Annotated in this window: 21 protein-coding genes; all 21 read right to left on the bottom strand. The window is 66.1% G+C overall.

The window, feature by feature from the left end:
* Positions 1-6: 6 nt before the first annotated feature.
* Positions 7-486, bottom strand: coding sequence for a (2Fe-2S)-binding protein (locus ACVIJ6_RS26700; protein WP_456775142.1), 480 nt, complete (start codon positions 484-486; stop codon positions 7-9).
* 3 nt (positions 487-489) lie between these two features.
* Entirely contained in the window at positions 490-1311 is an 822-nt protein-coding gene (locus ACVIJ6_RS26695; RefSeq protein WP_456775141.1) for an FAD binding domain-containing protein, read from the bottom strand.
* 15 nt (positions 1312-1326) lie between these two features.
* Entirely contained in the window at positions 1327-1770 is a 444-nt protein-coding gene (locus ACVIJ6_RS26690; RefSeq protein ID WP_456775140.1) for an SRPBCC family protein, read from the bottom strand.
* Between the two features lie 4 nt (positions 1771-1774).
* On the bottom strand, positions 1775-2212 hold the full coding sequence (locus ACVIJ6_RS26685) for an SRPBCC family protein (protein ID WP_006609919.1): 438 nt from the start codon (positions 2210-2212) through the stop codon (positions 1775-1777).
* A gap of 6 nt (positions 2213-2218) precedes the next feature.
* Positions 2219-5110, bottom strand: coding sequence for a flotillin domain-containing protein (locus tag ACVIJ6_RS26680; protein WP_456775139.1), 2892 nt, complete (start codon positions 5108-5110; stop codon positions 2219-2221).
* Between the two features lie 76 nt (positions 5111-5186).
* Complete coding sequence (locus ACVIJ6_RS26675) at positions 5187-6032, bottom strand: phosphoenolpyruvate hydrolase family protein (RefSeq protein WP_456775138.1); 846 nt, start codon at positions 6030-6032, stop codon at positions 5187-5189.
* Positions 6033-6037: 5 nt separating this feature from the next.
* Positions 6038-8257 carry a Tm-1-like ATP-binding domain-containing protein gene (locus ACVIJ6_RS26670; protein ID WP_456775137.1) on the bottom strand — a complete coding sequence of 740 codons (2220 nt, stop codon included), beginning with the start codon at positions 8255-8257 and terminating at the stop codon, positions 6038-6040.
* Positions 8250-9032 carry an ABC transporter ATP-binding protein gene (locus ACVIJ6_RS26665; RefSeq protein WP_456775136.1) on the bottom strand — a complete coding sequence of 261 codons (783 nt, stop codon included), beginning with the start codon at positions 9030-9032 and terminating at the stop codon, positions 8250-8252. Before ACVIJ6_RS26665 ends, ACVIJ6_RS26670 begins: the two co-directional genes overlap by 8 nt.
* Positions 9025-10116 carry a branched-chain amino acid ABC transporter permease gene (locus tag ACVIJ6_RS26660; RefSeq protein ID WP_456775135.1) on the bottom strand — a complete coding sequence of 364 codons (1092 nt, stop codon included), beginning with the start codon at positions 10114-10116 and terminating at the stop codon, positions 9025-9027. Before ACVIJ6_RS26660 ends, ACVIJ6_RS26665 begins: the two co-directional genes overlap by 8 nt.
* Position 10117: 1 nt before the next feature.
* Positions 10118-11128: a branched-chain amino acid ABC transporter permease gene (locus ACVIJ6_RS26655; protein ID WP_456775134.1), complete on the bottom strand. Its 1011-nt coding sequence runs from the start codon at positions 11126-11128 to the stop codon at positions 10118-10120.
* A 199-nt stretch (positions 11129-11327) separates the two neighbouring features.
* A complete protein-coding gene (locus ACVIJ6_RS26650; RefSeq protein ID WP_456775133.1) occupies positions 11328-12152 on the bottom strand; it encodes an AraC family transcriptional regulator in 825 nt (274 codons plus the stop codon).
* Between the two features lie 120 nt (positions 12153-12272).
* Positions 12273-13523, bottom strand: a complete 1251-nt coding sequence (locus ACVIJ6_RS26645) for an ABC transporter substrate-binding protein (RefSeq protein ID WP_456775132.1) — start codon at positions 13521-13523, stop codon at positions 12273-12275.
* 268 nt (positions 13524-13791) lie between these two features.
* The gene (locus tag ACVIJ6_RS26640) at positions 13792-14787 is read right to left on the bottom strand and encodes a LysR family transcriptional regulator (protein WP_456775131.1); all 996 of its coding nucleotides are present in this window, start codon (positions 14785-14787) and stop codon (positions 13792-13794) included.
* Between the two features lie 187 nt (positions 14788-14974).
* Positions 14975-16111, bottom strand: a complete 1137-nt coding sequence (locus ACVIJ6_RS26635; RefSeq protein WP_456775130.1) for a CaiB/BaiF CoA transferase family protein — start codon at positions 16109-16111, stop codon at positions 14975-14977.
* Positions 16112-16143: 32 nt separating this feature from the next.
* Entirely contained in the window at positions 16144-17622 is a 1479-nt protein-coding gene (locus ACVIJ6_RS26630; RefSeq protein ID WP_456777089.1) for an aldehyde dehydrogenase, read from the bottom strand.
* A gap of 27 nt (positions 17623-17649) precedes the next feature.
* The gene (locus ACVIJ6_RS26625; protein ID WP_456775129.1) at positions 17650-18777 is read right to left on the bottom strand and encodes a zinc-dependent alcohol dehydrogenase family protein; all 1128 of its coding nucleotides are present in this window, start codon (positions 18775-18777) and stop codon (positions 17650-17652) included.
* Between the two features lie 33 nt (positions 18778-18810).
* Positions 18811-20310 (bottom strand): sugar ABC transporter ATP-binding protein, encoded by a 1500-nt coding sequence (locus tag ACVIJ6_RS26620; RefSeq protein ID WP_456775128.1) that lies wholly within the window; start codon positions 20308-20310, stop codon positions 18811-18813.
* Positions 20310-21407 (bottom strand): strictosidine synthase, encoded by a 1098-nt coding sequence (locus ACVIJ6_RS26615; RefSeq protein WP_456775127.1) that lies wholly within the window; start codon positions 21405-21407, stop codon positions 20310-20312. Before ACVIJ6_RS26615 ends, ACVIJ6_RS26620 begins: the two co-directional genes overlap by 1 nt.
* The gene (locus ACVIJ6_RS26610) at positions 21404-23527 is read right to left on the bottom strand and encodes an ABC transporter permease (protein WP_456775126.1); all 2124 of its coding nucleotides are present in this window, start codon (positions 23525-23527) and stop codon (positions 21404-21406) included. Before ACVIJ6_RS26610 ends, ACVIJ6_RS26615 begins: the two co-directional genes overlap by 4 nt.
* Before the next feature lie 87 nt (positions 23528-23614).
* A complete protein-coding gene (locus ACVIJ6_RS26605; RefSeq protein WP_172236021.1) occupies positions 23615-24634 on the bottom strand; it encodes a sugar ABC transporter substrate-binding protein in 1020 nt (339 codons plus the stop codon).
* A 55-nt stretch (positions 24635-24689) separates the two neighbouring features.
* On the bottom strand, positions 24690-25670 hold the full coding sequence (locus ACVIJ6_RS26600; protein WP_456775125.1) for an ABC transporter permease: 981 nt from the start codon (positions 25668-25670) through the stop codon (positions 24690-24692).
* Positions 25671-25822: the final 152 nt, after the last annotated feature.

The raw sequence follows: 25822 nt of genomic DNA, 5'->3' as shown, positions 1-25822 counted from the left end.
TCCCCCTCACGCGCTCGCGCGACGCGATGCGGCCGCCGCCAGCACCGCGTTGATGATCGGCTCGTAGCCGGTGCAGCGGCAGATGTTGCCGGAGATCGCTTCCACCACCTGCTCGCGGCTCGGCTGCGGAATCCTGTCGAGCAGCGTCTTGGCCGCCATCAGCATGCCCGGCGTGCAATAGCCGCATTGGGCCGCGAACCCTTCGGCGAACGCCTGCTGCAGCGGGTGCAGATTGGGGCCGGTCTTGATACCGTCGAGCGTCTCGACCGCGCGCCCCTCGACGGTCTCGGCGAGCGTCAGGCAGGAGAGATGCGCTTCGCCGTCGATCAGCACGGTGCAGGCACCACAGCCGCCCTGCCCGCAGCCGAATTTGGGCGTGACGTCACCGACCATCTCGCGCAGCACGACGAGAAGATTTGTCCCGCCGTCGACGAACAGCGCGACGTCACGGCCGTTGTGACGGAATTGCAAAGGGGTCTTGGTCACGCTCTAGCTCTCCTGTCCCGACAGAAGCCGCCGCAGATGCACGCCGACGACCTCGCGGCGGTACCACGCGCTGGCCAGTGAATTGTCAGTCGGCGCGGTCCCCTCGCTCGCCGCGGCAGCGGCTGCGTTGATCGTGCTGGCGTCGAGCGGACGGCCTTCGAGCGCGCGCTCGGCGCCCTTGGCGCGGATCGCGGTCGGCGCCATCGAGCCAAGCGCAATGCGCGCGCCGGTAACGCGGCCGCCGCTCTGCGGAACATGCGCCGCGAGCGTGATGACGGATCCGCCCTTCGGCTTGATGCGGGCGATCTTGCGATAATAGAACGCTTCGGCCGACGCGGGCCGGATGCAGGACACGGCAACGACCAGCGCGCCGGCCTGGCGGTCGCGCGATTGCAGGAATTCCTCGAGCGGCATATCGCGCAGGCCGAAGCCGCCCTGCATGGCGACCATGCCGTCGAGTGCGAGCAGCGCGACCGTGAAATCGCCGAATGGCGCAGGCGCAAACAGATTGCCGCCGACGGTGCCCATGTTGCGGACCGCGGGCCCGCCGATCGAGCGCGCGGCCGGATGCAGGAAGGCGAGATCGCGCTCGGCCAGCACGCGCGCAAAGGTCACTCCGGCACCGATGCGGACGCGCGCGCCAGACGCGTCGATGGTCTGCAGTCTCCGATCGGTGGCGCGGACCACGGTCGCGATCGACACGTCACCCTCGTTGAGATCGCGCATCACCAGCGTGCCGCCGCCGAGATAGCGGGCGGCGCGGTCCGACGACAGCGCGGACGCCGCCTCACTCAGGGCCTGGAAGGTCTTCACCGTCACCGGCATCGGTTCACCTCGTGCTCATGCCGCCTGCTTCAGATGCGATCGGATCGCTTCGAAGCCGGCTTGGTAGATGTCTTCCGCGACCATGCGCGCCAGCGTCTCCGCCTGCTCGGGCCGGGCCGTGAAGCGGCTCTCCCAGTGCCAGAACGTGCGATCGCCGTCGGTGACCGGCAGCAGCCGGACATGGGCGACATAGTTGAACATCGGGATCGGCGTATCGAGCAGGCAATAGCTGAAGGTCTGTTCGAGATCCGACAGCGCGAGCAGCTGCTCGCGCAGCTCCGAGCCGTCCTTGAGGCGGAAGCGCCTGACACAGCCGATCTTGTCGGACGTCTGCGAGCGTTCGATCGCCGACGTGGCAACCGCCGGATGCCAGCGATCGTGGCCGTTGAAGTCGCGCAGCACGTCCCACACGACCGCGGTCGGCGCATCGATGATCGTGCTCTTGACCACGTGCGGCACCGTTCTAGCCTCCAAATGCCCGCTTGAGCGCGTCGAAGCCGCCCTGGAACACGCCGCCGCCGATCGAGCCAACCAGATCAGCCTCGCGCTCGGGCGCGCAGTCGAACTCGGCGGTCCATTCCAGGAACGTCTTGTCGCCGTCGGTCACCGGCGTCAGCCGCAGCGTCGCCACGTAGTTCGAGACCCCCATCGGCGATTCCAGAATCGAATAGGTGCAGAACATGTCGTAGTCGGACAGGCCGAGCAGCTTCTCGCGGATGCGGTCGCCATTGCGCAGGCGAAAATCCCTGACGCAGCCGATCTTGTCGGCTGGCTCGCCGCCTTCGATGCGACTCTCGGCGATAGCGGGATGCCAGTTCGGCAGGCCGTTGAAGTCGCGGACGCGCGCCCACACCCGGTCGTTGCGGGCATTGACGACGGTGGAGACGTAGACCCTAGCCATGACGCCTCACCCCTTCTTGCGCGGACCGCGATCGGCCGGCGGCTCGGACGAGCCGCCATCGCCCGCTCCGCCGCCCGTTTCCTTGCGCGCGGCGGTGTCCTTGCGGATGCCCTGCATGTCCCTGGCTTCGCGGATCAGGCCGGGCATCTTGGCGAGGCTGCCGCCTTCGACACCGATGTCGGACAGAATGGAATCGATCAGCGGCGCCTGGACGCGGTAGCGCAGAGCCGAGTCGATCACCTCGTCGGTGGCGCTGCGGCCGCCATTGCCGTTGCCGCCGTTCCCGTTCAGACCATCGACCTGGAGAATGCGGATGCCCTCGATCTTCTCCATCGGCTTGACGCTCTCGCGCACGATGCCCTCGATGCGGTCGAGCAGCTTGCGCCGGAACAGCGAGTAGCGGGCCTGATCGGTCAGCACGTTCTCGGCCTCGTTGAGCAGCCGCTGCGCTTCGGCCTCGACCGCGGCGCGCACGCGCTCGGCTTCCGCGGCGATCCGCGTTTCCTCCGCCTGCTTCTCGGCGATCAGCACCTCGACAGTCTTGCGCCGACGGGCGATCTCGCTCTCGCGCGCGGTGATGACTTTCTCCGTCGCTTCGGTGGCGCGGGTGCGCGCCTCCTCGGCCGCGACCTTGGCCGCGGATTCCTCGAGCGACTTCTGGTACAGCGCGATCGCCTTCTCCATCAGCGCGGTCTCGACGTCCTTCTCGCGGTTGACCTCGAGCTTGCGCAGCTCGCGCTCCCTGCCGATGCGCGCCTCGTCGAGGCCGCGGTCGGAGGCGATACGCGCACGTTCGACCTCCTCGCGCGCCGCGATCTCGGCCTCCTGCAGCGACTGGACGCGGGCGACCTCGAGCTGCTCAATGGCGCGGCGGCGCTCCAGCCGAACAGCCTCCAGCGCCTGCTCGCGGGACACGTCGGCAGTTTCGACCTGCTTGCGCGCGATGATCTCGGCCTCCTTGACCTGCCGGTCGGCATCGATGCGCTCGGCGCGCTTGGCCGCGAGCTCGATCACCCTGACCTCATCCGCGAGCTCGATCGCCTTCTTCTGATCGATGTTGAGCACCTCGCGGGTGCGCGACGAGGCGATGCGCTCGGCCTCCAGCGCCAGCTCGACCTCGATGCGGCGCCGCTCGACCGCCTCGCGCCGCTTGAGATCGGCGGCCTCGACGGCCTCGGTGCGCTCGATCTCCAGGCTCCGCGTCGCCTTCTCCGACTCGATCCGCTTGGCGGCCACAGCCAGCTCCTGGGCAATCCGGGCCGCCTCGATCGCCTCGCGCGAGGCGATGTCGGCCTCCTCGATGGTCCTGATCCGCGCGATCTCCAACGCACGCACCCGCTCCTCCTGCGCGATGCGGCTGGCTTCCGTGGCCTCGCGCGCAACGATGCCGGCGATCTCGATGCCCTGATTGCGCTCGATCTCCAACTTGCGCGTCGCATGCTCGGCGGCGATCCGTTCCGCCGACAACGCCTGTTCGCGCGCGATCCGGGCCGCCTCGACCGCCTTCTGCGCCTCGATCTCCGCCTCCTGGATGGCGCGCACCTGCGCGATCTCGGTGGCGCGCGTGCGCTCGTCAGAGCTGATGCGTTCCAGATTGACGATCATGGTCTGCGCAATCCGCGCCTTCTCGGTCGCCTCGCGCGCGGCGATCTCCGCCTGCTCGATGGCGCGGGTGCGCTCGATCTCGCGGCGGCGCGTCTCCTCGTCATTGGCAATTCGAGCATCGGTGACGACGCGATCCTGCTGGATCCGCGCCTTCTCCACCGCCTCACGCGCAGCGATCTCGGCTTCCTCGATCGTCCTGGTCCGCTCGATGTCGCGCTGGCGCACCTCGCGCTCCGACTCGATGCGCGCGGCATCGATCGCGCGCTGATTTGCGATCCGGGCCTTCTCGATGTCCTCGCGTGCCAAGAGCTCACGCTCCTCGACCGCGCGCGTGCGCTCGATCTCGCGCTGCCTTGTGTCGCGCTCGGCCGCGATCCGCGCTTCCGCAATCGTCAACTCATTGGCGATGCGCGCCTTCTCGATCGTCTCGCGCGCCATGATCTGTGCCTGCTCGGCCTCAGTCTCTCGCAGCGCGCGCTCGCGCGCGACCTCTGTTCGCTGCAGCGCGCGGCGCATCTCGATGTCACGCTCCTGCTCCAGCCGCGCCGTCTCGCTCTCGCGCTCGATCTCCAGAGCCTCGCGCTCGGCTTCGAGATTGCGGGTGCGGATCTTGATCATCGAATCCTGCTCGATGTCGTTGCGCAGCTTGCGCTTGCTCTCGATGTCCTCCATCAGCCGGGTCAGGCCCTCGGCGTCGAACCGGTTCGACGGGTTGAAGAACTCGAGGTCGGTCTGATCCAGATCGGTGATCGCGACCGATTCCAGCTCCAGACCGTTCTGAGCCAGCGCCTCGGAGGCGGCGGCCTTCACGCGGGACACGTAATCGCCGCGCTGCTCGTGCATCTGTTCCATCGTCATCTCGGCGGCGACCGAGCGCAGTGCGGAGATGAACTTGCCGGAGAGCAGCGCGTGCAGTTTTTCCGGTTCCAGGGTACGACGGCCGAGCGTCGCGGCCGCAATCGACACGGCCTCGCGGGTCGGCTGAACACGAACGTAGAAGTCGGCCTCGACGTCGACCCGCATCCGGTCACGCGTGATGACGGCGTCCTGCTTCGCGCGCGTGATGCCCATCGGCAACACGTTCATGTTCACGGGGGTGTAGTCGTGAATGAACGGCATCACGAAGGCGCCGCCATTGATCACGACGCGCTCGCCCATGAAGCCGGTGCGGACGAAGGAGACCTCCTTCGAGGAGCGGTGGTACAGCCAGTTGACGATGTAGACGGCGACCACGATGACGATGATCGCAACGATCAGCCACAGGATCAGCTCACCGATCAGAACCCCGGACATCCGTTTTCCTCCCTCAGTCCTCCGTCCGACGCGCGTGGCGCTAGGCGCCGCTGTCGTCGGATCACGTGTTGTCGCTTCAGACGCGGCGCGGCCGCGAGCTGATCGCCTTGAAATGCCGCACCTGCTCCGTCAGCGCCCGCTCCACCGGCAGCCGTTCCATCGAGGACGCGCCGTAGAAGCCGTGGCAATTCTTGGTATGTTTCATGATGAAGTCGGCATCGGCGGGCTCGGCGATCGGGCCGCCATGCGCCAGGATCAGGATTTCAGGATTGACGCTGAGCGCAGCCGAAGCCCAGCTGTCGATCAGGCCCGGGCAGTCTTCCAGCTTCGGCGCGGTCTGCGCACCGATCGAGCCGCCGGTGGTCAGACCGAGATGACAGACGATGATGTCGGCACCTGCGATCGCCATTCCCGTCGCCTGCGCCTCGTTGAACACGTAGGGCGTCGTCAGCAAATCCTTGTCATGGGCGCGCCCGATCATGTCGATCTCCAGCGCATAGGAAATGCCCGTTTCCTCGAGGTTGGCCCGGAACGTGCCGTCGATCAGGCCGACCGTCGGAAAGTTCTGCACACCTGAGAAGCCGAGCGCCTTGAGCTGATCGAGGAACACATCCATGTCGCGAAACGGATCGGTACCGTTGACGCCGGCGAGCACCGGCGTGCTCTTCACCACCGGCAGCACCTCGCTGGCCATCTCGACGACGATGGCATTGGCATCGCCATAGGCCATCAGCCCGGCGAGCGAGCCGCGGCCGGCCATGCGGTAGCGGCCGGAATTGTAGATCACGATCAGGTCGATCCCGCCGGCTTCTTCGCATTTGGCCGACAGGCCGGTGCCGGCGCCGCCGCCGATGATCGGCACGCCCCTTCGCACCATGTCGCGAAACTTCTTCAGCAGCGGTGCGCGCTCATATCTCGGCATCACCATCACCTCACCTGTCTGCGCCGCGCCGGCAGCCGCCCGAGCATCGGCCTGATGGCGCCGACGATCGTGGCGACGAACTCATGATCGTTGATATGATGCGGCACGCGGATCAGGCGCCGGTTCGAGGTCTGCCGCATGGTCTGCTCCAGACTGCGGAACAGCGCCTCATCCGCATCGTGGTCGAAGAACGGCTGCCCCTGGGCATCGAGTGCCGAGACGCCCTTCTCGGGCAGGAAGAACCTGACGGGCCCACCCATGCGATTGAGCCGCTCACCGATCCAGCGCCCCATCTGCGCGTTCTCCGCAGGCGTCGTGCGCATCAATGTGACCTGCGGATTGTGGACGTGGAACTTGCGGCCGCGGTAGCGCTCGGGAATGGTGTCCGGCGCGCCGAAATTGACCATGTCGAGCGCGCCGACCGAGCCGACATAGGGCACGCGGGTGCGAATGATGGCGCCGAACCGGTCTTCGGTGGCCGGAAACACGCCGCCCATCAGCAGGTCGCAGACCTCGGTGGTGGTGAGGTCGATCACGCCTGCGAGCATGCCGGAGTCGACCAGCTTCTCCATGGCGCGGCCGCCGACGCCGGTGGCGTGGAACACGAGGCACTCATAGTCGTCGCGCAGCTCGGCCGTGATTCTCTGCACGGCGGGCGTGGTGACGCCGAACATCGTGATGCCGATCGCGGGCGTCCGAGGCATGGCGCGATCGACCGTCGCAGCCTGTTGCTGCCGCGCAGCCACCATGCCGGCCAGCGCATGGGCGCCGTTGCTCAGCACCGCGCGCGAGATCGAATTCAGCCCCTGCACGTCGGTGACCGAGTACATCATGGTGATGTCGGCCGGGCCGACATAGGCGCCGACGTCACCCGACGCCACCGACGAGATGATCAGCTTGGGTACGCCCACGGCGAGCTCGCGCATCCCTGGCGCGACCAGCGACGTGCCGCCGGAGCCGCCGGCCGAGATGATCCCAGCGACGTTATCCTGTCGGCGCAGCCAGCGCGCGAACGCCTCGGCCATCGCGGTGACGGACACGCCGCGATCGGCGCCGAACACGGCTGAGCCGCCACGGGGATGATTGAGCGCGATCTCCTGGGCCGAGACGTCGCAGCTTCCCTGCTTGCCGCTGGTGGAGACATCGACCAGCCGGGTGCGCAGGCCATGGCCGGCAATGATGTCGCGGATGAAGCGAAGCTCGTCGCCCTTGGTGTCGAGCGTGCCGACCACGATCACTGCCGGCGGTCCGAATGTGATCGGCCCGGCGCGCTCCCGGCTCGAACGCGCCGCCTCGTCGAGCCGGGTGACGCTGGTCGAGACCGTGCGCACCTTGGCCTCGATCTGCGCGATCGGCACCGGCTGCGACCACCGCGTCGGCAGCACGGGGTTGGAAAGGTAGACTTTGACCGGCGCGGCCTTCGGCGTTGCTGGCGTGACCGGCCGCGCGGCAGCGTCCTGAGCGGCCTGCTCCGTGCCGAGATCCGTGTCATCCCCGGCATGCTGGCCGACGCCGAGCAGGCGCTGCTGCAGCTCGCGATCGGCGGCGAGCCGCGCGGAGTCGATGATGCGGTTGATGCGGCCGTTGACCATGATGGCGACGCGCGGCGAGACCGCCGTGGCGACGCCGATATTCTGCTCGATCACGAGCACCGCGATGTCGCTGTCCTGGCCGAGGCGGATCAGCATCTCCTCGACCTGGGTGACGATGACCGGCGCCAACCCCTCGGTCGGCTCGTCCATGATCAGGAGCTGCGGATTGGTCAGCAGCGCGCGCGAGATCGCCAGCATCTGCTGCTCGCCGCCCGACAATTGTCCGCCACCATTGTTGCGGCGCTCGGCCAGCCGCGGAAAGGTCTCGTAGACGCGGTCGACAGTCCAGGCGCCACGGCGCAACCCGGCCGCGAGCCGCAAATGCTCGTCGACGCTGAGCGAGCGCCACAGACGCCGCCCCTGCGGCACGTAGCCGACGCCGAGCCGGGCGATGCGGGCCGGATTGAGCCCGGTGATGTCCTCCCCGCGCAACCGCACCGATCCGCCGGACGGCCGCAGCAGACCCATGATGGCCTTGCACAGCGTCGTCTTGCCCATGCCGTTGCGGCCGACCAGCGAGAACACGCCGCTCTCCAAGCGAAGGTCGACGCCCTGCAGCGCATGCGAATGGCCGTAGTAGACATCGAGTCCCCGGACGTCGAGCGCGGGCGCGGAGCGGCTGCGATCATTCATGGCCGCCCCCGAGATACAGCTCCTGCACCTCCGGATCGGATTCGATCTCGTGCGGCGCGCCCTCCTTGAAGATGCGGCCATTGTGCATCATCGTCACGCTCTCGACGACACGCAGCGCCACGTCCATGTCGTGCTCGATGATGATGTAGCCGATATGCGCCGGCAGCGCGGTCAGGATCTCCACCAGCTCGCGCCGCTCGGTCGGCGACAGGCCTGCGGCCGGTTCGTCGAACAGGATGAAGCGCGGCGCCCCGGCCAGCGCCAGCGCGATCTCGAGCTGCCGTTGCTGGCCATGGGCGAGCTCGGAGACGAGATGCTCGCGAACCGACGTGAGATGCACGGCTTCGATCAGCCGTTCGGTCGCCTGCATCAGCGCATCATTAGCGCGGGCGCGCAGCATCGAGAAGCGCGCGCGCGACACGCCGCGGCAGGCGAGATAGACATTGTCCCGCACCGACAGGCCGAGGAACAGCGCGGAGATCTGGTAGGTCCGGCGCAGCCCGCGGCGGATCCGCTCGTGGGGCGGAAAGGCCGTGATGTCCTCGCCGAAGAAGCGGATCGTGCCCGAGGTCGGCAGGAAATCGCCGGTGACACAGTTGAACAGCGTCGTCTTGCCGGCGCCGTTCGAGCCCAGCACCGCGCGCCGCTCGCCTGGCCGAACCGTGATGGTGATATCGGTCAGCGCTGCCAGCGCGCCGAACATGCGGGTGACGCCGCGCAGTTCGAGTGCCGCCGTCGAGCCGAGCGCCGAGAGCCGGTCCGCCACTCTATCCATGGCCGTGACCTCCCGGCCGCGCCCGTGTGTCCCTTTGCTGGCTGCGCCGGCGCCAGCGCTCATAGAGACCGATCACGCCGTCCGACGACCAGAATACGATCGCGAGGAAGCCGAGGCCGATCAAGAGCCGGAAGCGGTTGCCGTCAAGCCCGACCTTGACCAGGAAATCGAGCGCGAAGGTGCGCAGCATGACGAAGATGAAGGCGCCGATATAGGCGCCGATCGGCCGGGTGACGCCGCCGACCACGGCGACGATCAGAATGTCGATGCAACGCTCGACGGCGACAGATCCTGGCGAGATCTGCCGGTAATTCCAGACCTGGAGCACGCCGCCGAGGCCGGCGATCAGGGCGGCGAAGGCATAGGCCGCGATGCGATGCGCATTGACGTTGAAGCCGAGCGCGGCCATGCGCCTGGGATTGTCGCGGACGCCCTGCAGCGCCAGGCCGAACGGTGCGCGGGACAGATAGAGCACGACGCCATAGCACGCGACCGCAACCGCCAGCGTCAAATAATAGAAGGCGATGTCGGAGCGCCAGTTGATGCCGAGAAAATGCGGCGTCGCGATCGTGTTGATGCCGGTATGGCCGTTGAAGATGGCCCAGTTCTGATTGGTGAAATAGTAGAACGCCGCGCCGATCGCGAGCGTGATCATGATGGTGTAGATACCCTCGGTCCGCACCGCCAGCGCACCGCCGAGCGTGCCGAACAGCACCGCGAGGACCAGCGCCATCGGCGTCGCCAGCCACCATGGCCAACCCAGGCTGATATTGGCGTTGCCGCTGACACCGAACACGGCGACCATGTAGCCGGCAAAGCCGGCGATCGTCAGCTGCATCAGGCTGACCATGCCACCATAGCCGGCGAGGAACATCAGGCTCAGCGCGATGGTGCCGAGGATCAAGGTCGTGCCAAAGATCTCGATCAGGAAGAAGCCATTGGCGATGAGCGGCATGATCAGCAGCAGCGCCGCCACGGCCCAGGCCCACGGATGCTCGGTGACCGACCACACGGCCGGCTGCGACGCGGCGCCCGGTTGCGCCAGCATGCCCTCTCTCGCCCGCGCCTCCTGGATCAGCGACATCTCACCGCCTCGCCAACAGGCCCTGGGGCCGCAGCGCCAGCACCAGCACCATAATCAGGAAGGTGACGACGATCGCGTAAGTCGGGATGTAGACCGACCCCAACTGCTCGGCGAGCCCGATGATCAGCGCGCCGAGCGCAGCACCGGGAATCGATCCCATACCGCCGACGATGACGACGACGAGCGACGCCAGCAGGAAGCGCGTATCCTCGCCCGGTGAGATCGATTGGAAGGTTCCGCCGACCACCCCGGCGATGCCGGCAAGCCCCGCGCCGAGCGCGAACACCAGGACGAAGACGAGCTGGATCTGCACGCCCGTCGCAGCAAGGATCTCGCGGTCATCGACACCGGCGCGCACGATCATGCCGACCCGCGTGCGGTTCAGCGCCAGCCACATCAGAACACCGATCACCACCGAGCTGCAGAAGATCACCAGGCGCACCAGCGGATATTGCAGGAACACCGCCTCGCCCGATGACTTCATTGCGGTCATCAGCGGCAGCTGGACCGGTCCGATCAGCCATGCCGGCGTCTGGATCTGATAGAAGTCGCCGCCGAACGCCCACAGCATCAGATCGGCGAACACGATCGACAACCCGATCGTCACCATGGTCTGGCGCAGATCCTGGCCCTCCATGCGGCGGAACACCAGGAACTGAAGCAGAATGCCGATGGCGGCGACCACGACGAAAGCGACGATGAAGGCGAGAATCCATGAGCCGGTCGCGGCCGAGATGCCATAGCCGACATATCCGCCGAACAGATAGAGCGAGCCGTGCGCGAGATTGACGTTGCGCATCAGGCCGAAGATCAGGGTGAAGCCGCTCGCCACGAGAAAGTAGAGTCCACCCAGCGTGATCCCGTTGAACACCGCGCTGAGAAACACCTTCTTCCGGCCGATCGCATCCTCCAGCCCGGGCGGCCAGACGGCGAAGATCAACCAGGCGAAAAGCGCGATGGCCAGAAGAATGACCAGCGACCAGATCGGCTGGCGCTCGATGAAGCGGCTCATCGCTCCTCCCTCACGCGCAGGCGGACCGGTCCGTCAGCGGCGCGGCAAGGCGCGTTCAGCCAGAGATCGCCGGGTGTGCCGGCCATCGCTCGTCCTCCCTCGTCGGATCCTTTGGCGGATCACGTTGCTCGCAGTGTAGCGGGGGACCAGCGTTCGTATTTGATCGACAGTCTCTTTTCGCGCGATGCGCAGCAGCACGTCAGGCGCGCAACACTTTTGCAGCGCGGCGATAATCAGTCGGCGCCATGCCGACATTGCCGGCGAAGAAGCGCGTGAAGCCGCTCTGCGAGGAAAAGCCGAGATCGAAGCCGATGTCGGCGATCGGCGACTCGGTCGCGACAAGCGCATCCAACGCCCGCTCCATCAACAGCGTGTTGAGATAGAGGTTCGGTGTCACACCGGTCTGGCTACGGAACAGACGATAGAAATGTGGCCGCGACAACCCGGACTCGCGCGCGATGTCATCGAGCTCGATCTCCGCGCAGGGGCTGTCGGACATCAGCTTGATGCATTTGCGAACACGGAAATCCGTCACCTCGGCACAGCGCCGCTCCGGCATCAGTTCGACGATCCGCCAGCTCTCCTCATAGCAACTGTCGATCAGCTGTCGCAGCTCGCCGTCGAGACAGCCGAGCGATGGCGCGCCACATACCAACGCTGCGGTGCGGCGAATGCAGCGGTCGAGCGCCGTCGTCCGCCGAAAACAGGTCCGGCCGAAGCGGAGGCCCTGCTCGCGCGCGGCCGAGGGCGCAAACCAATCGGCGTTGACATAGAGGACAAAGAAGATCGCGCCATTGTCGACGTCGTTAGGGAGGAAATTATGCGGTTCCCAGGGGTTGACCGCGACGATCCAATCTTCACCGATCTGATAGCGCTGCTCACAGACATCGATGTCGGCCGGCGTGCCGCCAACGTGGAAGATCAGATGCCCTTCACGATGCGCATGCACATTGAACGGCCGATTGAGCTGATAAACCGTTGCGCGACCGAAGCGAGCATGAAAAACGGCGAGAGCCCTACTCATCACTCCCCCACTGACAATGGTTTTCTTGCTTATAGCTCAGCGTCGATCATTGCTCCGTCAAAAGCAAGCGACGCGACGACGCGGCCCGAGCAAGCTCGAGCCGCGACGCTTCTGGAAAGGTCAGTATTTCTTACATTCAGGAACAGTCCGGCTGGGCAGCCCGATCTTGGCGAAGGTCGCGGGATCGTAGCCCAGCGTCTGGTTGACGTCGGGAATGACCTTCACGACCTTGCTGAACAGCGCGCCCTTGCCGTCGTCGACGACCTCGGTCACGAAGTTGGTACCGATCGCCTGGCGATTGGAGTCGAGCTTGATCTTCCCGTTCGGCGCATCGATCTCGATCTTCGCGAGCGCCTCTTTCAGCTTGGCCTGGTTGTTCGACAGATCGCCATTCACCTCCCGCAGCGCCAGGATGAGCGCCATGGTCGATCCGTAGTAGTTGGTCGCAAGCAGGGACGGGCTCGGGAAACGCTTCTCCGGCGGGAACGAGTCCTGATAGGCCTTGACGAATTTCTGCCAGCGCGGATCTTCCCAGGTGTCGGCTTGGCCCGACGCCGCGATGGTCCCGATCAGCGCGTTCTTGGCATTGCCTTTCGACGACAGGATGGTCTGATCTATCATGATCGAGCCGCCCATCAGGTGCGCCTTGCCGCCGGCCTGCTGATACTGATTGAGGAAGTTGACCGCATCGGCGCCGCCGAGGCCGAGATAGATCGCGTCGACATCGTCGGGAAGCGCCGCGATGACTGAGGCGAAATCCTTGGTGCCGAGCGGCACCCATTGCCGGCTCGTGATCTTGCCGCCGAGGCCGCAGAACTCCAGCGCCAGCCCGAACACCTGAGTATAGATGAAGGAGTAATCCTCGCCGACGGTCGCGATCTTGCGGTAGCCCTTGGTCTCATAGGCGTATTTGCCGAGACCGACCTGCCACTGGGCACCGTCCATGTTGTAGCGGAAGAAGTTCGGCGCCGGATCGACATAGGTCGTCTCCTGTGCACCCGACGCGGCATTGACGAAGGTGAGCTCCGGGTGCGTCTTGGCGAAATTCTTGACCGCGATACCTTCGTCGCCGGACAGCGGCGACAGCAGGATCTGCACCTTGTCCTGCTCGATCAGCTTGCGCACGGCACGGACGGCGGAGTCCGGCGTGGCATCCGTCGAGGCCACGACGAATTCGAGCTCCTTGTCACCGATCTTCTTGCCCAGCACGTTGACGGCGGTGACGTGACCGCGCATCCCGTCCTCGCCGAGCACGGTATAGGTCCCCTCAAGGGTGGCGGTGACCCCGACCCTGATCTTCTCCTGGGCAGAGGCCGTGCCTGACAGCAGCAATGCCGTGAGCGCAGCGAACCCCACACGTCGCATGACCATCGAACTCCTCCCTTTGCAAATCGCCGAAGCACTTGGATCGTGCCGGCCAGTCGTTGCTGGCCTCGTCGTGGACTTCGCCGGCACATGCTCGACATGCCGGCGACCCACGATCTGCAGGGAACGCTATCCGATGGGGCGAGAGAGGCGTGCGTGGTCCTCCTCGTCACCTTGACGGGGAGTCTCATTTTCCATGGTGCGGCGCAATCGCACGCGACTGACAGCTGGCGCTCAACCGCGCGTCGAGACGGAAAGCTTCAAGATCGGACGATCAAGACCGCTTCTTCGCGGCCGGACGGCAGGCCGTGCCGTCTGCAGCCGACGCCTCGGTCGCGGCGCGCGCCCCGTTCCACTTGCCTTTCACGACGAGGTTGAGCAGCGTCGTGCGACACAGCGCATGGACGCTCGACACGGCATGGCTGAGCGGCCGGTCCACCGGATGGGCCAGATGAACGGACCGTTTGATTTCGGGCTGGGTGATCGGCCAGGCTAGAAGCCGTTCGTTCTGCACATCACGCGCTATCGAATTATAGGGCAGAACCGAATAGCCGATGCCCTCCTCGACCAGCCCCTTGATGTTGGCGTAGGAGTCGACCTCGATCACCGGATCGAGCGACAGGCCGCGCGCGGAGGCCTCGCGCTCCAGCAGCATGCGCAGGCCGTGGTCGGCGCTCGGCAGGATCAGCGGCAGCTGGGTCACCTTGGCGTAGGCCACGGCGCCCGAGGCGGGCGGCTTGACGCCGGCCGGCATTTTCATGGGTCCGAGCAGCCACAGCTCCTCGCTGATCACCTCCGATGAGTTCAGCGCGTTGTCGCTGACCGGCATATAGAGCACGGCGAGATCGATGCGTCCCTCCCGGATCCATTCGGTGACGAAGCCGCTCATCGCCTCCGCAATGCACAGCTTGATCTTCGGAAAGCGTTTACGCACCTCGATGATCAGCGGCACCGACAGGATCTGACTGATGGTGCCAGGCAGCCCGAGCCGCACCTCGCCGGACGGCTCGGCCTCCTGCCCCTTGATCTCGTGCCGCGCGATCGACAGCTGGTCGATGACGATGCGCGCGTGGCGGATCAGGATCTCACCGGCCTCGGTCGCCACCACGCCCTGGGGACTGCGAAACAACAGCGACGAGCCCAGCTCCGCCTCCATGTTGCGCACATGCAGGCTGAGCGCGGGCTGGGCCACGTTGAGGGTCTCGGCTGCCTTGGAAAACGACCCCTGCTCGACGATCGCAATGAAATAGCGAAGCTGCCGCAGATCCATTTCCGCCCCAACATTCTTCTATGCAGGCCATATCTTTTCTGTATGGCAAGCGCGCAGCCGATCGACGATCGCTATAGATCAACGGCATCATGAGGCTGTCAAGCACAGGGGCTGCGCGCGCTCGGCGCGGCAGCCATACCACTTTGCCGTCAGCTGGCCGCGCCCCAGGCCACGCAAGGGGTCCGCCTCAATCCTGCGGCTTGGGCGCGAATTCGCGGCGCAGCCGCTCGCCATGCGCCCCGAGCGCCGGGATCGGCCCGAACGCAGGCACTTGACCATCGGCCACCGCGCCGGGCGCCATCATCACGACCGGCCCTGTCGGCGTGTCGATCTCGATGTAACGGTTCTGCGGATGCTCGGCGAAATCGGCCAGAGTCGAGACGCGGCCGAAGGCGAGCCGTGCTGCGCTGAGCAACTCGATCGCGCGATCGAGGTCCATGCTGAGCAGGATCGGCCCGATCTCGGCATCGAGGGCCGCGCGGTTCCTGACCCGCTCGCCATTGTTGACAAAGCGCGGATCGCTGGCGAGGCCCGGGCGCTGCAGCACCTCGCGACAGAGAATGACCCATTCACGCTCGTTCTGGATCGCAATCAGGATCGAACGGCCACCGCCGCAGGCGTAGCTGCCATAGGGCGCGATCGTCGGATGATGCAGCCCGACCCGGCCGATCGGCACGCCGCCATAGGCATATTGCAGATACGGCACGTTCATCCAGTCGGCCATGGCATGAAAGAGCGAGACCGCGATGTGCCGCCCCCGCCCGGTGCGCTCGCGGGCATAGAGCGCCTGGAAGATCGCCTGCGTCGCGGTCATGCCGGCGTTGATGTCGCAGACGGAGACACCGACCCGCGCCGCGCCATATTCGTTGCCGGTGATGTTGGCGAGGCCGCTCTCGCCCTGCACCAGGAGATCGTAGGCCTTGGCGTCGCGCAGCGGCCCCTCGTCGCCATAGCCCGAGATGGCGCAAGTGATCAGCCGCTCGTGCCGGGCCCGCAACGCCTGCATCGAGAAGCCGAGCCGGTCGATCGCGCCCGGCGCGAGGTTCTGGATGAACACGTCAGCCTGTTCCAGCATCGCTGCCAGCACGGCTTTGTCGGCGTCATCAGCAAGGTTGAGGCAGATCGATTCCTTGCCGCGATTGAGCCAGACGAAATAGGCGCTCTCGCCATGCACGAAATGATCGTACTCCCGGGAGAAGTCGCCCTCCGGGCGCTCGATCTTGATGACGCGCGCGCCCGCATCGGCCAGCTTGCAGGAGGCATAGGCCGCCGCGACCGCCTGCTCGATCGAAACAACCAGAAGTCCTTCGAAATCGGCAGCCATGGGTCCTCATCGCTTCCGGTAGCGGCACGCGCTTACCGCATCACGAACGGGTTCGGCACGTCCTTGCCATAAGACATCCAGACGCATTTCGTTTCCAGATATTCCATGATCGCGTCCTGTCCGCTTTCCCGTCCGATCCCGGACGCCTTGAAGCCGCCGAAGGGCGCCATGTAGCTGACGGCACGATAGGTATTGGTCCAGACCGTGCCGGCGCGCAGCCGCCTGGCCGCGGTGAAGGCGCGGCGCTGGTCGTTGGTCCAGACGCCGGCCGCAAGGCCATAGGCGGTGTCGTTAGCAACAGCATAGGCCTCATCGTCCTCGCGGAACTTGATGACGGACAGGACCGGCCCGAACACCTCCTCCTGCGCGATCCGCATCGCATTGTTGACGCCGGCAAACACCGTCGGCTCGACGAACCAGCCCCGGCCGCATTCCGGACGATCCGCCGGCTTGCCGCCCATCACACATTCGGCGCCCTCTTCGCGCGCCATCGCGATGCAGGACAGCACGCGCTGATATTGCGGCTGCGTGGTCACCGGCCCGACTTGCGTATCCATGTTCATCGGATCGCCCATGCGCGCCGTCCGCGCCAAGGCGACGAACTTGTCCAGGAACGCATCGTGGATGCTCTCATGCACCAGCAGGCGCGAGCCTGCGATGCAGGTCTGCCCTGTGGCGGCGAAGATGCCGGACACCACGCCCTTGACCGCATCGTCGAGATCCGCGTCCGGGAATACGAGCTGCGCCGATTTGCCGCCAAGCTCCAGCGTGGTCCGCTTGAAGGTTTGGGCGGCGTTGCGCAACACATGGCGGCCGGAATTCTCACCGCCGGTAAAGGCGATCTTGTCGACGCCCTTGTGGCTGGTCAGCGGCTCGCCGACGTCAGTCCCGAACCCGGTGACGACGTTGAGCACGCCGGGCGGAAAGCCCGCTTCCTCCGCCAGCCGCATCAGCTCGAGCGTCGATGCCGAGGTGAATTCGGACGGCTTGATCACGATGGTGCAGCCGGCCGCCAACGCCGGCGCGAGCTTCCAGGTCGCGAGCAGCAGCGGTGAATTCCACGGCGTGATCGCGGCGACCACGCCGATCGGTTCGTGGCGCGTGTAGGTGAACATGTCGGGCTTGTCGATCGGGACCACCGCACCCTCGACCTTGTCGGCGAGCCCGCCGAAATAGTGGAACCATTGCGGGATGTAGCCGACCTGGCCGCGCATCTCCGCATAGAGCTTGCCGTTGTCCTGCACCTCGATGCGGGCCAGATGATCGGCATCGCGCGCGATGAGATCACCGAACCGGCGCAGCAACTGCCCGCGCTGCGACGGATGCATGCTGGCCCACTCACCCTGCTCCAGCGCCTGCCGCGCAGCAGCGACGGCCGCGTCGACGTCGCGTGCATCGCATCTCGGGATCAAGGCCCAGGGCTGGGCGAGGAATGGATCGAAGCTTTCGAAATAGTCGCCGGAGGCCGGCTGCCGCCACTGGCCGCCGATGAAACATTGATAGCGCCGCATCGGCTCGATCCTGCTCATGCAAACCTCTCAGTTGAATTCGACGACCTGGCGGATCGCGCTGCCGTCGGCGAGGCGATCGAAGCCGGCATTGATGTCGTCCAGCCGGATACGGTGGGTCAGCAGCCTGTCCACCGGCAGCCGGCCGCGATGATAGAGGCCCAGGAAGCGCGGAATGTCGCGCGACGGCACGCCGGAGCCGAGATAGCTGCCTTTCAGCGTGCGCTCCTCCGCAACCAAGGACACCGCCGGCAGCGACAGCACCGCCTTGGGATTTGGAAGGCCGGCCGTCACCGTGGTGCCGCCCCGCCGCGTGATGGCGTAGCCCATCTCCAGCGCCTTGACGGAGCCTGCGAATTCCAGCGCCGCATCGACGCCGCCCTTGGTCGCCTCCTTGACCTTCGCAACCAGATCAGGATCCGAGCCGTTGAAGACATGGGTCGCGCCGAGCTCGCGTGCCAGAGCGAGCTTCGGCTCGAACATGTCGATCGCAACCACGGTCTCGGCGCCGATCGCGACCGCGCCCATGACCGCAGCCAGCCCGACGCCGCCGAGCCCGATGATGGCGGCCTTGCCTCCGGGACCGACGTCGCCGCCGTTGAAGACGGCGCCGGTGCCGGTCAGCACGGCGCAACCCATCAGCGCAGCAATGTGCAGCGGCACTTCCTTCTGTACCTTCACCAGCGAACGGCGCGACATCGTCGCGTATTCGGCGAAGCACGACACGCCGCAATGATGATGCACCCTGGCTTCGCCGCGATGCAGCCGGAAACCGCCGCTGAGCAGGTCACCCTTGCCATTGTGCTCGGCGCCCGGCTCGCACAGCGCCGGCCGCCCTTGCGCGCACGGCGCGCAATGGCCGCAGTTCGGCACGAACACGCAGACGACGTGATCGCCGCGCACGAGATCATCGACGCCGGCACCGACCTCCTCGACCACGCCGGAGGCTTCGTGACCCAGCACCATCGGCAGCGGGCGCGGCCGGTCGCCATTGATCACCGAGAGATCGGAATGGCACAGGCCGGCGGCGGCGATGCGCACCAGCACCTCGCCCGGACCGGGGCCGTCGAGCTCGACGTCCTGGATCTTCAGCGGACGCGAGGCGGCATAGGGGCCGGCGGGGCCCATATCCTCGAGAACGGCGGCCCTGATCTTCATGCGGTCATTCCCTCGAAAACTTCGGCGCGTCGCTCAATGGACGGCCGCGTACATGATCTTCTCTTCAGTCGCTTCATCGGCCGAGAATTCCTCGACGACGCGGCCCTGGCGCGACACCAGGATGCGGTCGGCCAGATTGAGGATTTCCGGCAGGTAGGACGAGATCACGACCACCGCAAGCCCGGCATCCGCCAGCTCGTTGATGACGTGATGCAGCTCGGCGATGGCGCCGACGTCGACGCCGCGGGTCGGCTCGTCGAAGATGATGAGCTTGGGCTGCTGCACCAGCGCGCGCGCGATCACCACCTTCTGCTGGTTGCCACCGGACAATTCGACCACGCGCGCCGCATTGCTGATGGCGCGCACGTTGAGCCGCTTGGTCCAGGTCGCCGCCAGCTCCATCATCTCCGAATAGGAAATCACGACGCTCTTGTTGAGATCGGCCGCCAGGAGGTTGAGATAGATGTTCTCGGCGATGGACTTGGTCTCGAAGAAGCCCTCGATCTTGCGGTCTTCGGTGACGTAGACGATGCCGTCGCGCACCGCCTGGCGCGGCACCCGGTAGCGCACCGAGCGGCCCTCCAGCTTGACCTCGCCGCCATGGAAGAAATCACGCTTGACCACGCCGGAGATGATCTTCGCGGTTTCGGTGCGGCCCGAGCCGATCAGCCCGAAGATGCCGGTGATCTGGCCGGCATAGACCGAGAACGAGTTGTTGCGGACCATGCGACCCATCGACAGGTTCTGCACGCTCAGCATCTTGCGCCCGTAGGGCCGCGTCGCATGGCCGTCGCCGGCCTTGCCATAGAGCTCGTCCGACAAGGTGCGGCCGACCATCGCGGTGATGATCTTGTCGCGGTCGAAATTCCTCGCATCGTCCGTCACGACATGCTGGCCGTCGCGCATGATGGTGATGCGGTCGGAGATCGATAGCGCCTCCTCCAGCGCATGCGAGATGAAGATGATCGAGACGCCGTCGCGCTTGAGCCGTTTCACCAGAGCGAAGAAATGGTGCTTCTCTTCCGGAGTCAGCGTCGCCGTCGGCTCGTCGAAGATGATGACGCGCGCCTTGTGGTGCACGGCGCGCGCGATCTCGACCATCTGCTTCTGCGCCGCGCCGAGCTGCGACACATACATCGTCGGATCGACGCCGAAATTCAGCGACTGCAGGAATTGCTGGGCGGCGATGTAGATGCCGCGCAGCCGGTTCAGGAACTTCTCGTTGCCGAGGTAGATGTTCTGCGCGACCGTCAGCGACGGCACCAGGCTGGTCTCCTGGAACACCATCGCGATGCCGCTGCGCAGCGCCTCCGCCGGTGTCTTGAACGACACCTTGGCGCCGTTGACGATCAGTTCGCCGCTGGTAACCTCGTAGACACCCGCCATGATCTTGGTCAGCGTCGACTTTCCGGCGCCGTTCTCGCCGAGCAGCGCATGGACCTCGCCGGGCCTGAGATCGAACGAGATGTTGCGCAACGCCGGAATGCCGTGGAATTCCTTGGTGACGTTCTTGAGCTCGACGACCGGCTGCATCACTTCACCTCCCCCGCCGTGCCATCGATCATGACGATTTCGTCGCCGCCCTTGGCGGTCAGCCATAGCCGTCCATCGATGTCGACCGCCGACGTGATGCCGTGGCGCCTGCCACCGGCACGGCTGTGCAGACTCTGGAGCGGCACGAAGTTGGCGTCCAACGCGACGACGAGGCCGTAGGACAAGGTCGGCGCCCATGGCTTGAGGATGCCCATCTGCTTCAAGGCGCCGCCCTGCATCGGCTCGTGGAACGAGATGCCGCTGCGCAATGCCGGCGCGATCCAATAGGCCGGCGGCACCTCGGCCAGCATCGCGCGGCGGTAATCATCCTCGCGCAGCGCAAACTCGATCAGCGGACTGCGCGGCGCGAACACCGTCAGCCAATAGCCGCCGCGCGCGGATGCCGCGATGCGGCCCGGATAGCCCGGAAGGTCGTCGAGCACGACGGCGAGCTCACGACCGTCCGGCGCGCGGCGCACGAGGCGGACATCCCAGGCCTCGCTGACGATCAACGTTTGATCGGCCGCGGCCACGACGCCGTTGGGGTAGCCGAGCCCTGCGGCCAGCCGCTTGGCCGCGCGCGTCACGAGATCGAGCTTCCACAATTCGCCGGCGCGGCGGTGCTCCATCAGGTCGCGCTGCCAGGCGTCGAGAGCAGTCTCGACCGAGCCGATGCAGACGACGAGGCTCGCCTCGTCGTCGAACGTCATCGCGGTGATGCAGGCGGCCGGCCAGCCGCTGCTGCGGCCGGTATCGGTCACGGTGCCGTCGCGGGCCAGGATCGAGATGCCCTTGCCGTCGCAGGCGACGGCAATCTGCCCGCGCGGCGACACGGCCAGCGCCGAGATGACGCCATCGAGTGTCGCGACCGGCTCCGGCTCGGCTCCGGCGGCGGCACGAAACAGCCTCGCCCCGCTCGACCACAACACCGCGCCGTCGCAAGCCACCAGATTGTCCGGCGCGTCGCTCGCGAGGCCGCGCGGCGCGTCTTCGAGACGATTGTTCGGCTTCAACGCCCCATCCAGCGGCGGCACAGTAACCGCAGCCCGGCCACGGCCGAGGAAACGCTCCAGCCAGCTTCCGACCAAGGCGCTCATGCCCGCTGCTCCCAATAGCTGCGCATGCCGCTCCAATTCGGATCAGCCTTGTCGAGCCTGATGCGGCCGATGCGGTTGTTGGTAATGCCGCCGAGATAGAGATAGCCGCGGTGCTCGCGCATCGAGGTGATCATCGGGTGGTTCTTGGCGCCCTGATCCCACAGCGACTCCAGCACCTCGCCCTTGTCATTGAAGCGGATCACGCAGCCGATGTTGAGGTTCGGGTACAGCCACTGGTCTGGCGCGATGCGGCGCGCCATCCTACGGCGGAAGCCCGGCATGCGCAGCGCGAGGTCGAGCGCCGGCGAGCGCATGCCCATGATCGCGCACCAATAGGAGCCGTCCGAGGCGCGGTTGATGTTGTCGGGATAGCCGGGCAGCGCGTCGAGCACGCGCTCGACCTGCCCTGCCTTCGGCCCGGCGATCCACAGACGGCTGACGCGGCAGGCCCAGCTCTCGGCGAACAGCACCGACTGGCCATAATGGGCGAGACAGACGCCGTTCGGGAAGATCAGGTTGCGCAGCGCCGTATGCGTCTTGCCGCTCTTCGGATCGTAGCAGATGATGCGGCCGTTCCCGCGGCTCTCCAGCGCGTCGACCGGCCAATCATGCATCTCGTAGCGGATCGTGGCCTCGCTGAAATAGATCCGGCCGTCGGGCGCGATGTCGAGATCGTCAGCGAGCCGCAGCCGGGAATCGTCGACCACGGAGAAGGCCGAACGATTGGTCTCGTCGGTGACCTTGCTGACGTTCCGCGCGCGGTCGATCTTGTAGAGGCCCATGCCGCCAACGCAGACATGCAGGTCGCCGGTCCGATCGAAGGCCATGCCGAGCGGCGAGCCGCCGATATGGGCATAGACCTCCCAGCTCGTGTAGTCCGGCGGCGCGAAGCGGACGATGTCGCCGTGGCGCGTGCCGCAATAGAGATAATCGTCGTCATCGAGGATGACGTCCTCGGGCGACTCGACCTCACCGAGGCCGATGATCTCCACTTGGCCGAGTCGGTCGTTGAGCGCGAACGCGCCGCCGGTCTCGGCCGAGGTCGAACGCGGCACCGGCAGCTCGACATAGGTCGGCGACACATAGACCTTCGACAGGAGCTTGTCTCGGTTCTTGAGCCAGCGCACGTCGATGAACACGGCGAGCAGCAGGGTCAGGCCGAGCACCATCGGGCCGGAGCCGCTGTTCAGGCCGATGCGCAGCACGCCATTGGTCATGACCAGCACGATGACGGCGCCGATAAGCGCCTTGGCGACCGAGCCGCGACCGCCACCGAGGCTGTTGCCGCCCAGCACCGCCGCCGTCAGCGCCGAGATTTCCAGGCCCATGCCGGTGTCGGTGCCGGCGCCGCTCAGCCGCGCCGCATAGAGCACGCCGGCGAGACCGCACAGCATCCCGGAGATCGTATAGGCGGCGCAGACCATGCCGCGCACGGAAAGACCAATGTTGTGCGCCGAGCGCCGCGAGCCGCCGATCGCCATCATGCGCCAGCCCGGACGGCTGCGCGTCAGCAGCACGTGGCCGATCAGCGCGACGATCACGAGGATGATGAAGCTCGACGGCACCTCGGCGAGGCCGCCCAGGCCGATCAGGTCCCAGACGTCGGACTGGTAGAAGCTGACCGACATCGCCTGCGCATATTTCAGGAGCAGCATGTCGACGATCGCGCGCACGATGATGAGCGTCACCAGCGTGGTGAGAAAGGCGCGCAGCCGGAGGAAGCCGATCAGGTAGCCGTTGAGCAGGCCGACGCCGCCGCAGATCAGGACGACAGCGGGGATCGCGAGGCCGACCGGCCAGCCGCCGAGATTGAGCAGCGCCAGGGTCATGAAATTGCCGAGCGCGAAATTGGAGCCGACGCTGAGATCGATGCCGCCGACGATGATGACGACCATCATGGCCATGCAGACCAGGCCGAACTCGCCGAGTTCGCGGGCACTGATGGCGAGGTTGGCGCCGGTGAAGAAGTTCGGGATCAGCGAGCCGAAGATCGCGATCACGCACAGCAGCACCAGAAACGGGATCGCGTTGTCGATCCACTTCTTCGAGAGCAGCTCGCCGATGACGTGGTCCGGGATGAAGCGATATCTCAGCTTCGTGAAAGTATGGGTCGACGCCAAGGCAGCCTCTGCACGCGATCGCGGGAAATCATTGTCGAAGAAAGCGCGTGGCCGCCGCAACCGGCGACCACGCCTGGATGAGGCGGATCAGCGCAGCAGCTTGGCGTACTGCTCGGGATCCCAGCAGGTGCCGGCCTTGACGTCGGCCTTGGTCATGACGCGCGTGGGCGAATAGAGCTGGAACTTCATCGTGCCGGCCTTCTGCTTGCCCTGTAGCACCGCGCTGATCGCGGTGAAGGCATCGCGGCCCATGCCCGGCGCGTCATAATTGATCGCGGCCGAGAAGGTGCCGTCGGCAAGCCGGTCGCACATACTCTGCGCGCCGCCGCCCGAGGTCACGAAGTAGACCTGATCCTGCTTGCCGGCCTGCTTGATCGCGGCCCCCGTGCCGACACCCTGGCCATCCCAGACGTCGATGACGCCGCACAGATCCGGGTTTTGTTGCAGCACTGTCTCGGTGATGGCGCGCGCCTTGGAGGCGTCCCAATCGGCCGCCTGGCTCGACACCACCTTGATCTCGGGGTTGGCCTCGAACACCTTCTTGATGCCCTGAACCTGGTAGTAGCTGACGCCGCCGGTGAGCACGCCCTGCACGATCGAGACCTTGTGCGAGGTCTCGGTGCCCTTGCCGCATTTGGCGACGACCATCTTGGCAGCCTGCTCGCCCATGGCGATGAAGTCGGGGCCGACGAAGGCGTCGGTCTGCACCGCGCCCTGCATGTTCATCTGGATCACGACGATGCCGGCGGCATTGGCCTGCTTGAGCAGCCGCGCCAGCGATTGCAGGTCCGGGTTCTGCGTCACGATCACGTCGGGCTTCTCGGCGATCAGCGAGGTCAGGCCCTGCGCCATCGCGCCGGTGTTCCAGTTCGGATCCTGCGACTTGAACTTCATGCCGTAACGCTCGGCCTCGGTCTTGACGACACCGCCCCAGGCCTGCGCCAGGTCGAAGCCGATCGAGATCGGCAGATAGACGATCGACTTGCCCTTGAGCGCGTCGAGCGCCGGCTGCCGATAGGGATCGTTCATGTCGTCGGCGCGGGCGGCGCCGATGGCGGCCGCAGCAATTCCGACGAACGCAGTGGCCGCAAGAGCCAGACGATGCATGGTCTTCAAGATGGTCTCCTCCGAGTTTGTTGATTGAGGCTCGTTGTCGGGGACGTCAGATGTCCCCCTGCTGGCCCGTCTGCTCGTCGCGCGGGTTGAGGATGCTGTCGACGACGATGGCGAGCAGCAGGATCAGGCTCTTGATGACGTTCTGGATCGTGTACTGCACGTCCATGATCGTCATGCCGTTCATCAGCACGCCGATCAGCAGCGCGCCAACGATCACGTTACGGACGTTGCCGCGGCCGCCGGAGAGGCCGACGCCGCCGAGTACCACGACCAGGATGACGTCGTAGATCATGTTGGAGTTGACGACGCGGGTGTTCATCGCCTCCGCCGAGGTCGCGGTCACGAGACCGGCCACGAAGGCGATGCCGCCGGCGATGACATATTGCGCAACGAGAATGGGGCGCACCGGCACGCCACCGATCCGCGCGCTGGCGAGGTTGTCGCCGATCGCATAGATGAAGCGCCCGGGCTTGGTGTAGCGCAGGAACAGATAGGCGATCAGCGCCACGGCGGCCGCGACGACGATCGGCATGGGAATACCGAACAGCGCCCCCTGCCCCAGGCCTGCAAGCAGGCCGATGTTGGGCGGCAGATAGACGACGTCGGTGCCGGTGATCAGATGGGCGCGACCGAAGCCGTAGACGAAGGTCGCCATCGCCAAGGTCGCAAACAGTGACGGGATCTCGGCATAGGCGATCAGGATCCCGGTGACGAGGCTCATGCCGAGGGCGAGCAGCAGGCCGATGCCCATCGCGCTTGCGACCGATAGGCCGCTGGCCGCAAGCTGCAGGCTCCACGCCACCGAGATCGCCATGGTTGCCACCAGCGACAGGTCGATGCCGCGGCCGAGCACCACGACCAGCATGCCGAGTCCGAGAATGCCGAGCACGGCGACGCTGCGAACCAGAGAGAGCAGATTGCTCGGCGCCAGGAATTTCGGCAATGTCAGCGCGAACAGGATCAGCAACAGCACCGTGAGGGCGAAGACGATCCGCTCCTGGTTGAAATAGCGAGTCCAAACGCGCATTCGCCGCCCGTCACCTTGTTCGCTTCATCCCGGCTCGACCCGGCGGCAGACGGCATCAACGCGTCCTCTGCTGATGGCGCAGGACTCGCGGACCGGCTGCGGCGGTCGAGCTATTTGAGGATCGACGCTAGGCGACGACCGCTGGCCCGCGG

Source organism: Bradyrhizobium sp. USDA 4369, from assembly GCF_054056435.1.
Note: the sequence above shows the minus strand (reverse complement) of the source record. Positions and strands in the feature narration are given on the sequence as shown.